The 13,114-nt window shown below is 36.7% G+C and carries 8 protein-coding genes; 6 read left to right on the forward strand and 2 right to left on the reverse strand.

Annotated features, from left to right (window positions below; translation table 11 throughout):
• Nucleotides 1–162 precede the first annotated feature (162 nt).
• From AC13EX_RS19145 to AC13EX_RS19155, 3 genes are all read left to right on the forward strand, one after another.
• Nucleotides 163–1,995, forward strand: a complete 1,833-nt coding sequence (locus tag AC13EX_RS19145; protein WP_482893929.1) for a DUF262 domain-containing protein — start codon at nucleotides 163–165, stop codon at nucleotides 1,993–1,995.
• Complete coding sequence (locus AC13EX_RS19150; protein WP_482893930.1) at nucleotides 1,985–4,300, forward strand: GmrSD restriction endonuclease domain-containing protein; 2,316 nt, start codon at nucleotides 1,985–1,987, stop codon at nucleotides 4,298–4,300. Before AC13EX_RS19145 ends, AC13EX_RS19150 begins: the two co-directional genes overlap by 11 nt.
• 64 nt (nucleotides 4,301–4,364) lie before the next feature.
• Entirely contained in the window at nucleotides 4,365–5,282 is a 918-nt protein-coding gene (locus AC13EX_RS19155; RefSeq protein WP_482893931.1) for a helix-turn-helix transcriptional regulator, read from the forward strand.
• Between the two features lie 191 nt (nucleotides 5,283–5,473).
• Here AC13EX_RS19155 and AC13EX_RS19160 read toward each other — a convergent pair whose 3' ends face one another.
• Both AC13EX_RS19160 and AC13EX_RS19165 read right to left on the reverse strand, forming a co-directional pair.
• The gene (locus AC13EX_RS19160) at nucleotides 5,474–6,475 is read right to left on the reverse strand and encodes a hypothetical protein (RefSeq protein ID WP_482893932.1); all 1,002 of its coding nucleotides are present in this window, start codon (nucleotides 6,473–6,475) and stop codon (nucleotides 5,474–5,476) included.
• Nucleotides 6,475–8,226: a DUF3696 domain-containing protein gene (locus AC13EX_RS19165; protein WP_482893933.1), complete on the reverse strand. Its 1,752-nt coding sequence runs from the start codon at nucleotides 8,224–8,226 to the stop codon at nucleotides 6,475–6,477. The genes AC13EX_RS19160 and AC13EX_RS19165 overlap by 1 nt, the downstream gene beginning before the upstream one ends.
• Nucleotides 8,227–8,373: 147 nt before the next feature.
• Here AC13EX_RS19165 and AC13EX_RS19170 point away from each other — a divergent pair, with 147 nt between their 5' ends.
• From AC13EX_RS19170 to brxC, 3 genes are read left to right on the forward strand one after another with little or no spacing between them, the layout of a single operon-like run.
• Complete coding sequence (locus AC13EX_RS19170) at nucleotides 8,374–8,985, forward strand: BrxA family protein (protein WP_482893934.1); 612 nt, start codon at nucleotides 8,374–8,376, stop codon at nucleotides 8,983–8,985.
• Nucleotides 8,982–9,572, forward strand: a complete 591-nt coding sequence (locus AC13EX_RS19175; RefSeq protein WP_482893935.1) for a BREX protein BrxB domain-containing protein — start codon at nucleotides 8,982–8,984, stop codon at nucleotides 9,570–9,572. The genes AC13EX_RS19170 and AC13EX_RS19175 overlap by 4 nt, the downstream gene beginning before the upstream one ends.
• Nucleotide 9,573: 1 nt before the next feature.
• Nucleotides 9,574–13,104, forward strand: a complete 3,531-nt coding sequence (gene brxC / locus AC13EX_RS19180; protein WP_482893936.1) for a BREX system P-loop protein BrxC — start codon at nucleotides 9,574–9,576, stop codon at nucleotides 13,102–13,104.
• Nucleotides 13,105–13,114: the final 10 nt, after the last annotated feature.

A 13,114-nucleotide genomic window follows, 5' to 3' on the forward strand; every position in this document is an offset into this window, starting at 1 on the left:
TTGATACCTAAAATTTTCAAGAGACGGAGCCCGCCAAATTTGCGGTGCCAATCCTACCCATCAGATCAACAAACTAAAATTAACATCAACCAGTAAAGAACTCTAAAAGGTGAACAGGAGACTTGTGTTGATTTTTACTAACCCTAAAAACATTTATGAATTATGAGCAAAGTTACGGTAAGGTCAATCGACGATCTTCTAACATACAAGTTCTTTATTCCTGCGTATCAGCGGGGGTATAGGTGGACGGAAAGACAGGTGGAAGACTTGCTTAACGACATTGAAAAATTTACTCCGGAAGAGATCGACAATTCGACGGACAAAACCTGGTATTGCCTACAGCCAGTTGTGGTCAAAGGGAAGGAAGTGAAAAATAAGCTATCTTTTTTTGAGGGACTAAATGACATTATGAACGGAAATGATGAGCAAGAGGCTATAATCAAAACTAAAGATCTAATAAAAGAGCATGAAGATTTCCAAGAATGGGAGGTAATAGATGGTCAACAAAGACTGACGACCATTTTTCTAATCCTAACCTACCTTTCGTATCAAAAGTTTAATATAAAATTCGCTACACGAAATGATCAATTCCTGAATGAGGTTTCAAGTCTTTTGGAGAAATATGAGCTAAAGGGAGAAAAAAATAATGATGGAAACGAAAATGACGAAGTTTCAAATCACTACAAGGATTTTGTTATAATCCATAGCAATTGTGACAATATTGACAATTTCCACATTTTCAAAGCATACTTAATCATAAAAAGGTGGTTTGAAACTCATGAAAAGGGAAAAGAAAGGTTTCAAGGCACCTTCTTGAAGCATGTAAAAGTAATTTGGTTCGAAACGCAGGATGAAGACGCAATTGAAATCTTTACCCGAATCAATATGGGTAAAATCCCACTTACCAATGCAGAGTTGATCAAAGCCCTCTTTCTAAACAGCTCCAATTTGAAACCTGATGATCCCGGCAAACTATGGCAGAAGCAACTGGAAATTGCTTCGGAATGGGACCGGATGGAATATGCCCTGCAAAATGATGCATTCTGGTACTTCATCAACAAAGAGGAAAACAATCTTGCTACTCGCATCGAATTCATCTTTGATCAGCTAGCTGGCAAAACCATAAACTCAGATGAATATTTCACTTTTCGTCACTTCAATGAAAAATTTAAGGACAATTCAAATAGCGAGATAGTTGAGAAAAACTGGCAGGAAATCAAGAAGTACTATCAAACACTAGAAGAGTGGTTCACCGACCGGGAATTGTACCATAAAATTGGGTTTTTGATCACTACAGGTATGGATATTAAAGACATTCTGGCAGGAAGAAAAGATAGGTCGAAAACAGATTTTGGGAAATTTCTTGATGTTGAAATTTTTAGAAAGGTAAATTTTAACATTGATGAATTGGCATACAAAAACGGGCCTGTGAGAAATGTGCTTCTTCTCCATAATATACAAACCATGCTTAGTAATGAAAACGAAACCAACCGCTTCTCTTTCGACCGCTTTAAAAAAGAAAAATGGGATGTGGAGCACATCCATGCGATTGCAACAGAGGTAAAAGTAAAAAAAGAGGATCAAAAGGCATGGTTGGATAACAATTTTACAAAAAAGGAAAAGCCTACGGACGATGATCATTATAAAAAGATAGAAGAAATCCATATGGGTAATCCTATTGAAGATGATGAGTTTAAATCAATAATAGAATATGTACTTGGGGACGAAGATAGCAGCATTGGAAATTTGTGCTTACTAGATAGAAATACTAACCGGTCTTATAAAAATGATTCATTTTATGCCAAAAGAGCTAAGATCATCAAGCAGGAAATGAACGGTATTTTTATTCCAGTCTGCACAAAGAATGTTTTTATGAGATTCTATTCAGAAGACCATAAAGGCTTGGAACTTTGGAATGAAGCGGATAGAAACAGCTATTTGAATGATATTAAAAAATATTTACCCCAACAAACCCAATCCACTGATGAGCAATAAATCACGACAACTTAGCTTCTGGAATCTAATTCAAGACAATAAAATTGAGATTCCCATCATTCAGCGTGATTACGCACAAGGGAGGCCGGATAAGAAAGAGGTTCGAGAAAATTTCTTGAGTGATTTGCTCCATGCATTGTCAGAAAACGAACCGTTGGAGTTAGACTTCGTGTATGGGGACATTCATAAAGGTGTATTTCAGCCACTGGATGGTCAGCAGCGATTAACTACGCGGTTTCTCCTGCACTGGTATGTGGCAACCAAAGAAAATAAACTTGAGAAACACGCCAATGAATTATCAAAATTTACTTATCAAACCCGTGCCAGCTCACGGGAATTCTGCTCGACATTGATTACCCAATGCGGAGTAGATTTTGATTATCTTTTACCCGCAGATAGTAATAAAGAAAATGAATTGTCCAAAACGATCATAGATCGTCCCTGGTTTTTTCTCTCATGGCTTAAAGACCCCACGATTAAGGCTATGCTGGTTATGCTTGATGCAATCCACAAAAAATTTAATCCCCTGGGAAAGGACAGGAATTTGTGGGGAAAGTTAACAGAGCAGCATATCATCACATTTTACCACATATCCCTTGACGGCTTTGGACTTTCCGATGATCTCTACATCAAAATGAACGCCCGAGGCAAAGCCCTGACCGACTTTGAAAATTTTAAAGCACGATTTGAACAGTACATTAGGCAAGTCATATATAAGACAGACGAAAATGGAAAAGAGATTTTGGAAAATAGCGAAAAAGTAATTCTGAAAGATAATTGGGAAATGGACTTGACCTTGAATGATAAGAATAAAGATCAATGGACAAAACTAACTAAAAAAACTTTTGCGCATAAAATTGATACAGTTTGGACGGATTTGTTTTGGAAGTATAAGGATGGTAAAAACCAAGTGGATAACGCCATATTGAAGTTTATCTCAGGAGTAGCTATTTATTATTTAGCGAGAAAAGGGGGAAGCGATAAAGGTAAGATTTCTTCTCTACATGATTCACCAGCAAAATTAGTACCTGAGGATTTTTCATCAAAAGAGTCGTTCGACTATCTCAAAACCAGCCTTGATGTTTATTCCAGTAAGGATAATAACTACGATAAATTAATACCAAAAGATCTTCCTCTTTGGGATTTTTGCGAGGAAAATAGTTCGTTGTTTTTTGAATGCATTAAGATCTCAGGAACAGCCTATAAACAAAGCGTTCTATTCTTTGCTCAAACGGAATACCTATTAAAACAAAATAATAAATTTCATTTGGATAACTTTTCCGATTGGATGCGAGTAGTGCGGAACATCGTCCAAAACTCAGGTATTAGTGCTGAAACCCTAAGAAGTGCTATAGCCCTTATAAATGAGTTGTCGGTTGGCTGTGGTGATATTTACGGACACCTGGAAAAGAATGATGTGAAATCCGATTTTGGATCAGATCAGACCAAAGAGGAACAGCTGAAAGCCAAATTAATCAAGGAAAGTGACGCATGGAGAGTTCCTATATTTAAAGCAGAGGATCATCCCCTATTTCTAGGCTCCATCGGGTTTTTGCTTGACAAAGGTGAGAAAGAAAAAATCGATCTCGAAACGTTCAAACACCGGTTAAATAATGCTGAACTGGTATTTGATCGTAGTGGAATTAATGAACGCTTTGAAAAAGATGCATTTTTCCTAAGGGCTTTTGTGAGTAGATTTAAAGAATGGGATCAACTATGGTGTTTAAAATACGATGGAACTAAAGATAACTGGAAAGATATTCTTAACTATCAGGATCTAAGGCCTACCTTATTAGAAACGCTTGACACCAATCCAACGGAATGGATAACGTTTTTGAATGAACCTTCAGGATTAAACAATGGCAATAAAGCTGTTCATGAGGAATTGTATAAATCAGAACTATTGGCCTCAATCACTGCGAATGGGTGCAAGCTTAGATATTGGCTGAGTCAATTTATTATGCTTAGACCGTCTAATGCAAAAGATAATTCTAAAAAATATATTATTGGAGTCAAAAGAAATAGATTATTATTCGACTTGTACTTAAAAGGAGAATGTGAACCAAAAAACCTTGACAATGATCAGCACTTAATATTTAATGGGAAAAAGATCCCATTCTTTTGGGGAATGGAAATTCCAATAAAATACAAAGATGAGATAATTGTTTGGAAAAACACTCATACATTTATCATTGAGGGGGAGGAGTATACCTTACAGGATGATGAGCTTGATAATTTACCTAAAAAATGGGATGAGCTATTGGCAAAAAATAATGGAGCATCCAATACTATAGAAAAAGGCTGAAATTGCCAATCTTCTAGTCGCCAAAAGATCAAACGTAACCATCTATTGATCAATTGATTCAAACATGTCCAAACGAGGCTACATATCCCGCTATCTGCTTATTCTCAAAAAGCTTAAAGTAGCTCCCTACTCAACGTATGAGGAGTTGAAAGCCTATATCGAAAATCGGTTTGAATATCTACAAATGCTGGATGACGACCTGCAAATAGGCTTCTCAAAACGGACTTTTCAACGGGACATGAAGGAAATCAGAAATAACTTTGGAGTAGATATTGAATACTCCAAATCGCATAAAGGCTATTTCATAAGCCAAAATGATTATGAAAACATGAATTTCCAGAGAATGCTGGAGGCCTTTGATATGTTTAGTTCGCTAAATCTCGCCCAAGATTTAGCCCCTTTTATCCATTTGGAAAAACGCAGACCGCAAGGAACTGAAAATTTGTATGGGTTGCTCCATGCCATCAAGAATAGGCTGCAAATCAAGTTCACCTATCAGAAATTTTGGGAGGAAGCGCTAAGCCAACGTTTAGTAGAACCTTATGCCTTAAAGGAATTTAAAGACCGTTGGTATATACTTGGCAAAGACAGCAAAGACAATACCATCAAAAGCTTTGCGCTGGACCGATTGACAAACCTTGAAATTACTACCCTATCCTACTTGTATCCCGACAATTATAACGTTGAACGAAGTTTTCGTTACTGTTTTGGTATTATAAGCCCCAATGACACAGAACCTCAAGATATTATTTTGTCGTTTGACCCATTTCAAGGAAAATACATTAAAACATTACCCCTTCATGATACCCAACAGGTTTTATTGGATAATGAGGTAGAATTGAAAATCAAATTAAAGTTGTGTTTGACGCATGACCTAATCATGGAATTATTATCGTTTGGACCGAATGTAAAGGTTATTGAACCTGAATCACTGGCACTCCAAATCAAACAAGCACATGAAAAAGCATTCATGCAATACTAAGAGCAACCTATTGGTGTAGGTAATTTTTTAATTCTATTGAGGAAATAACGGAAAATGGAATTTTTTTTAAAAGAAAATTTTAGACAAAATTAAACAGATGTTAGAGCCTTATTTTTTCTCTCAGAACAATACTTGATCTGGTAAAGGTTCTGATTATATTTTTAAAGGTCGTATTGGTAAAAAAAGGGGATTTATAGGACTGAAAAGAGTTTTTTTGGCAGTTCACCGGAATACTCAATTGTCATTGTTGAACCATCTATCCAATTTTTTATTTCCAACAGTCTTTTCAAAAAGGCTTTGAAGGATTTGGGTTCTGCTAAAAGCAGAATATCGAGGTTATTGGATTTTTGTTGATCAAGCTTTTTCTTTTCATTGTAAACATTGAAGCCTTTTCCGCTCGATAGGTAGTAGAAATTGGTGAATAAATACCTGTCATGCATTTTGGATTCCGGTATGTAAAGTATAGATGATGTAAATTTTTTGTTAGGATACAGGTTCTTCAATATTTCATTTAGTTTTTGGAAATTATCTTCTTTGGTCTTTGTGAATCTTGGATTATTTCTGTCTAATTTGACAAAGAGTGCAATTTCAATCTCTTTTACATTACTTCTATTTCCAATCAAACCTTTAATAATTTCCGGTAAATTGATCTCAGCCAGTTTCCTTTCTTTTAGAAAATACGGGTCAATGATGTATAGACTGCTAATAGGTAGTTTATCTAGCCCCAGATTTTGCCAACCAACGAATTCTGAGGCAATTCCACCAATGGTGAAATTATTTTTCGGAACTTTGAAATACCTGTCCCAATCTTTAGGCATGGATTTAAAAGTAAGATCGGTCTTTGCTTCTTGAAAATTGGATGCGAGGTCTATGGACAGCTGAAACAAAAAATTATTCTCCAAAGAACTGTATCCGTTTGATAGTTCTGCAGCATTTTGTAATAGTCTGATGTTTTTTCTTCCTGAAGCATAGTTCTCCATTATGGATCTAAGAAAAATATTTTTTGAAATCTCATCTTTATCAATTTTCTGATTATTCAAAAAGCTGATACAATAGTTATCGAAAGCTTTCCGGATTGCATCAAAGCTTGCCACACTGGAAAAATTCCTTTTGTCAAAAGCTTCTTCCATAATTGAATGTAGCTGTAGGACTGATGCTAGATCAGTCAAAATATGGGAAGGGATGGCTTTCATCAGTTGAAATTGGTATTATATAAAAATGCCAATAACCTCGGTATCTCGTCAAAAAACCCTTCACCAAACTCATTGGATAGCCGGCCATCATCCCCAATTTCAATCACTCGATAAGGGGCCTTCTTGAAATCCTCAGAACCGGGTTGGTGAAAATAGTAGATTTTGGTATCTCTCGGCTTGATTTTTTTAGTAGCAGTGAGGTATTGCAGGTTTCTGATCAGGTACTCACTATGAGTTTCTACGATAAATTGAATGTTGAATAACGATGCGGCTTCTACAATCAATTCCGCCAATTTGGACTGGTAAGATGGATGGAGGTTGCTTTCTGGTTCTTCTAGAAGAAATACTGTCGGTGGCCTGTCTTCCGCTCCAGGATAAAAATGAGCTTGATGGGCAATTATTGCTATTTTGAGAACAATAGGAAGAAGTTGGGTATAACCAAAACCCAAATCAGCCAGCAAATACTCCTTCCCATTTCTTTTGACAAAAACCTCGGACGCTATACCTTGCGTTCTTTTTATTATAATTTCTTCACCTAAATTAAATTTCTGTAAAGACTCAATAATGAAGTCAAAAATGGCAGATCCTTTCTTTAATTTTATTTTGGAAAATTCCCTCAGCAGTTCGTTGATGCCAAAAATATCCGAATGATTTGAATATAGCCTATCGGAATTTGCCCTTATCGATGACAAATGCTCAATTGTTTTCAACGAACTTTCAAAATCAGAGATTCCATTAAGAATCGATTTGATCAAAATTTTATTAAAAACTATTTCACCTAAGGTTGAAAAATTATAAGTTGGCTTATTTTCAAATTCATCCCCACCTAGTAAGAATTTAGGTTTTTTGTTTCCAATCTCAGTTATTATTTCACTTATGCCAAATTCTATACCATCCAAAATAGAAAAATCATGTAAACTAATAATCGTAGCATCAATTCCGTCAAACCAAGCATCTTCCATTACCTTTTTAATTTTGGACTTTTCCTCAGGTATTATCGAATTGTAATCCATGAAAATTTCTTCTTCGAAATCCCATTTCATGTATTTCCAGTTGTCTTCAAAATCAAAAAAGCCACTTAGAGATGACTTAAATAGATCATCGTTTTTAGGTTTTATCCACCGGGGAAGGTCAGTCTCTTCGTATTTTATGTTTGGCTCTTCCCATTCCTCCTCTTTAAGCTTTTGCAAACAATAAGGGATAAGAAATGGCAGATTAAAGTAAAAAGCTTTATGCGTCGTTTCATCACCTTTTTTCCACCCCTTTGAGTTATAAATAAAAATATCTTCTCCTTGATCTAGATAAATTCTTAGGAAAGAAAGATGACCATCTTCCGCCTCTTTATTCGATGCGGTATAGGTCAATTCCAAAAAGGTCTTTTCTGTAATACCCCAAACAGGAAAATCGAAAGCGAACTTCATCTCTTTTTTTTCACTGTCTTCGTGGACTGCTTTTGAAAAGTTTCCCAAATTATGATTGCCCCGTAAAAATGATAAATTGTCTAGGTTTCCTGTCTGTTCCAGACTTGATTTAAATAATTGAAACGACTTGATCAGCGAGCTCTTCCCAGAACTGTTTATGCCCGTCAAAATCGTGATAGGAGCCAGATCAAATACTGTCTTATCCTTGAAAAGTCGGAAGTTTTCTAAACCGACGGTTTTGATGTAGGTCATAAAGGTGAAAGATGATTTTTTGTAAAGATATGCTTCCATCTGAGAATTCCCACTCAAAACCTGATTGAACCTAGTCATGAAAGAAGGGAAAACTAAGAATTAGAAAATCAAACAGAAAGAATTAGTAAGATATCGCATCATTTAACTGTAGGTTTTACCTTTAAAATCATTTGTATTGCCTTTCGGCTCTAAAAAGCTATTTTTACCACAAGCTTAAATTTTAACATGACCAACACAACTTTCATTGCTTTAACTATTGGATCTTTATTTCAACCACAATTTGAGGCACTTTTACCTATTTTGAAATCAGATGGAATTGAAAAAGAGCTCATTAAAGAATCTAAAGAAAACAATGTACTTGGCATCAAAACGGAATCATCTAGAGAAAGGATATTGACCGATATCCGAAGAAGACTTAAATTTGCCCCTGCCGATTTTTGGGATTTTTATTCTGAGGCCAATGATGCTCAAAAGAGAATCTTGCTATTTTATTTGATTCTAAAGGCATACCCCATCGCATTAGACCTTCAATTCGAAGTGGTCATTGCCAAATGGAAAAAAATGGAGCGGAAGATTGATAAATTTGACGTACAGATGAGGATAGTAGAATTGGGTTCCTCCAATGAAATTGTTGAAGGATGGTCTGAAAGAACAAAAAGCAATATTACTTCAAACTTCTTAAGAAGTCTTAAAGAAGCTGGACTACTGAAAAAATCAGAGATCACAAAACCTTTAGATCAACCCCCCACTTTTTGGAAATACTTTATTAAAAATGGTGACTCATGGTTCCTGGAAGCCTGCCTACTCTCCAAAACAGAAAGGGAAAAATTGATATGACCATAGCAGAATTGTATCAAAAGTTAGCCAATAAGGACTTTCAGGATCCACAGACTGCAAAGCTCTTTTGGCCTGTATATATGTATGGGTATGATCCGAAAGATGAATACAAAATAAGAAGGGAAATTCAAGACATGAAGGATAGGTTATACAGGCCTAATAATTATCTGAATGTCATGACCTTGGATATATTCCAGGAATTTCTCCAATATTTAGAATATGCCAACTTTGGAAAGAAGAAAAAATTAGCGTTTTACCTTGACTCCGAAATAACCAAGGCTGATAAGGTCCACAAGGCATTAACCAAAGATGCCAATGACGGGAAGTTCTTTGATTGGGTACACCAACGGATCACGGAACACCTGGAAAATTCCATCGAACATGAAGTGGCATATGTGTTCTTGTATGGTTGGGGAGCAATTTTCCCTTATCTGAGAACCAGTAAATTCCTGAATAATTTTGAAAAGAACGTAGGGAAATATAAAATGATAGTATTCTATCCGGGTAAAGTTAAACCCGCATACAACCTTTTTGGATTGATAAAAGATGAAAATCTTTATCGTGCCACCACACTAATCAATGATTGATATGCAGATCAAAGAAATTTTTGAAAAAGACATCCATAGAGAAATCAACTCTGCGGTTGTTGTTGGGAATCAAAAGGCGGATACAGTTAAGCAAGAAATTAAAGAGTACATTTTTACAGATGAAATCCTGGAAAACATGTATGTTCTCCTGGATACGGTAGTCAATAAACGCTTAGGGAAAACGGGGATTTGGATCAATGGGTATTATGGATCTGGTAAATCCCACTTTATCAAGTACGCCCACTATTGTTTGAACCAAGATACTCTCGAAGAGGCTTTTGCTCACTATATTGAAGCTGCATCTAGATATGACACTACAAAGGCCGGAAAAAATGAGGATATTACAGTAAGTAATATTTCTTTGCTGAAAAAGAAAGTGCTGGCATCGCAAATAGAGGACATCATGTTCAATGTGGAAGATGTCACTGATGACGGATCGTCCAAGCAGCGGTTAACCAGGGTGTTTTTGGATATGCTAAATAAGCATAGGGGGTATAATGCCAATGAAATTCCTTTGGCGCTATTATTTGAGAAATACCTGGATAAAAAAGGAAAGTTTGAGGAATTTAAAAAACTTGTTCATGACGAACTTGGATATGATGATTGGACTGCAGAAGCGGCTAGCATAGCCTCTTTCGAATTGGACAGCATTTTGGAACTTGCCAAGAAGTTGGTTCCCGAAATGGATATTGTTTCACTTCACAATAAACTTTCCAATCCGGATACTTTTAAGGTGGATATTGAAGGTGTGCTGATCCCAGAACTTAAAGAATATGTCAGTTCAAAGGCGAAGGATTATAGGCTACTATTCCTTGTAGATGAAATTTCACAATACATCGGAACAAACAAAGAAATCCTACTCAATTACCAGAACATCATCGAAAGGGTCAGTGAGGAGCTGAACAATCAGGTTTGGATTGCCTGTACGGCCCAGCAGACGTTGGAAGAGGTGTCGATGGGAACAGATGGTACAGAAGACCTTAAGGACGAGTTCGGGAAAATTCTCGGAAGGTTCGATACCAGAATTTCCCTTCAATCCAATGATGCTTCTTTTATTACCCAAAAGAGAATCCTGGATAAAAACAGTAAAGGAATTGAAACCCTGGGGAAAATCTACCAGGAGAATAAGGATTATATTCACAATCAGTTTAAGGTCAGGCACGAACTTTACAAGGGCTACGAAAACCTCAAATCATTTGAATTGGCCTATCCTTTTGTTCCTTATCAGTTCAAACTGATTTCCCATGTATTTGATGCATTTCAGAATCTTGGCTTTGTGATCAAGCAGGTAAAAGATAATGAAAGATCCTTGTTGGGTATCACTCATTTTACAGTAAAAGAAAACGAAAATATTGCAGTAGGTGAATTCATTCCATTTGATAAATTCTTCAATAAGCAGCTTCAACAAAACCTGACGCAAAGAGGTGGAAGAGCCATTAACAATGCAATGACTTTGCCTTATGTAACACAGAATAATTTTGCTCAAAGAGTAGTCAGGACGCTTTTCATGATTTCCAATCTGGCAGATGGGATTAAGCTGACTTTTGCTTCCAATATAGAAAACATGACTATCCTGATGATGGACAAGCTGGATCAAAACAAGATGCAGCTTCAGACCAAAATCAAAGAAGTACTTGACCGATTGGTTGAGGAAAGTATCATTCGGGAGGAAAAAGGAAAATATTTCTTTTTCAATGAAGATGAAATTGATGTGCAGAATATTATCAAAAACCACTACCCTACTTCAGAAGACAGCTGGTCTGAGTTTGATTCATTTTTTAGAAGGTTGGTCAATTTCAATTCCAATAAAATCGCCTTTGCCAACAATGACTTTAAAATTTCTTATTGGATAGATGATAAGGAAATCTTCAGAAACGGGGACTTCAAGATTAAAGTATTGCTATTTGACAAAGGGGAACTTCATCAGAAAGCACTGATGAATTCCGGTCTCGATATTATGGTGGGTATTTCCCAATGGTTTATGTCAGATGCGGAGCTCAAAAGGGATTTTGAATGGTATGTCAAGACCATCAAGTTTTTTGCCAACAACTCCGATTCGGCTTCCGGAGAAAGAGCAAGAACCATCGAGAACTTCAGGGTTCGTAATGATGCTTTGAGAGAAAAAATCAACCGCAGGCTTGAAAGCAAATTTCAGGAAACGGATTTTGTCCTGGGGCAAAAGCTCGTAGATGCATCTGAGGTCAATGGAGTCCAACCTCCAGAACGATTCAAAAATGCCATTATCAAGCACCTCGAAAAAGTCTATCATAAAAATAAGTCTTCGGAGCGTTATGCCAAAAACCAAAATGAGCTCAGGGAGATCATTAAACATCCGGTTCAACAGGATTTGGGATTGGATACGGCAGAGCAGGAAATCAATGACTGGATTACAGCCCATGGCGACGAATGTACGGTAGAGGATATCATCAAAGCTTTTGAAAAAGAACCATTTGGGTGGAAATTCGAATCGGTGTTGCACGTCCTGTATAACCTTGAAGGAAAGAAAAAACGAGAGTTTGTTTATCAGAATTCTCCGAGATTTCCTGCAAAGTCTTTTATAGAGCATGCAATGAAAACTTCGGAAAGGGCCATATGCATCGTAAAAGCTGGGGAGGAAATACCACAGAGTACCATCGATGAAGTAAGCATTCTATACAAACAGGTTTTCAATGATGAAATCAAAAAAACCAGCAATGGCAACGAGCTTTTTGACTTTATCAAAGATAAATTGGATAAGCTGGATAAGGACTACGCCAAAGAAGAAGAAGTCTACTTCGGTGCATATCCTTTTGGGATTGTATTTCATGAGTTCAGAAAAAAGCTGGATGGATTTCGGGCCATCAGAAATCCCCTCACCCTTTTCAAAAGACTGGAAGAGCAAAAAGAAGCACTCAAATCCAGCTATGATCTTGCCAAGTCCATGGCCGAACTGATGGGAAGAGCCAGGCAGGATTATGATGGGATCAGGGATTTTTACAAAAACAACAAAGAGAATATCCGGGAGCTATCTGTAGAAGGATTAGAGAAAGGAGAGAAAATTGATGAATTCCTACTCAGTGAAGATCCAAGACATGACTTGCGCCATATCATCAAGGCCTACAAGGAACTCAAGGAAGAAATCAAGGATTGGATTGCTAACCTTAAAAATGAAGTGGTATCCAAGTATGAAAAAGTCTTTGAGGAACTGAATCAGGAAGCAGAAAATCTTGAGGTAAAAGAAGGTAATGTTTTTGCCGATCAGGATAAAACCATTTCAACTATTAACAAGCTATCCTCCATTACCCAACTGAAACTCAAAGCTTCGGAAGTAGCCCAGTTCAAGACAGATGAAATTCGAAGAATAATTCAGTTTGCAAGTCAAAAAGTAGCAACTCCGGGTCAGGGCATCAAAGTCAATGAACCTCAAGTATACTTTATCACCAATGTAAAAGCGACCATTAACAATGAAGAAGAGCTTGAAGCCTATATCACCAAAGTCAAAGCTGAGATGAAAGCTATGCTTCAAGCTAATAAAACCATCATTATCAAATAAACCCAATTCC

This window comes from Cyclobacterium sp. L-R (assembly GCF_056859355.1).

Excerpts from the sequence above, each read along its gene's own strand:
- AC13EX_RS19145 (WP_482893929.1), top strand. The coding sequence starts at position 163 with ATGAGCAAAGTTACGGTAAGGTCAATCGACGATCTTCTAACATACAAG.
- AC13EX_RS19150 (WP_482893930.1), top strand. The coding sequence starts at position 1,985 with ATGAGCAATAAATCACGACAACTTAGCTTCTGGAATCTAATTCAAGAC.
- AC13EX_RS19155 (WP_482893931.1), top strand. The coding sequence starts at position 4,365 with ATGTCCAAACGAGGCTACATATCCCGCTATCTGCTTATTCTCAAAAAG.
- AC13EX_RS19160 (WP_482893932.1), bottom strand. The coding sequence starts at position 6,475 with ATGAAAGCCATCCCTTCCCATATTTTGACTGATCTAGCATCAGTCCTA.
- AC13EX_RS19165 (WP_482893933.1), bottom strand. The coding sequence starts at position 8,226 with ATGACTAGGTTCAATCAGGTTTTGAGTGGGAATTCTCAGATGGAAGCA.
- AC13EX_RS19170 (WP_482893934.1), top strand. The coding sequence starts at position 8,374 with ATGACCAACACAACTTTCATTGCTTTAACTATTGGATCTTTATTTCAA.
- AC13EX_RS19175 (WP_482893935.1), top strand. The coding sequence starts at position 8,982 with ATGACCATAGCAGAATTGTATCAAAAGTTAGCCAATAAGGACTTTCAG.
- brxC (WP_482893936.1), top strand. The coding sequence starts at position 9,574 with ATGCAGATCAAAGAAATTTTTGAAAAAGACATCCATAGAGAAATCAAC.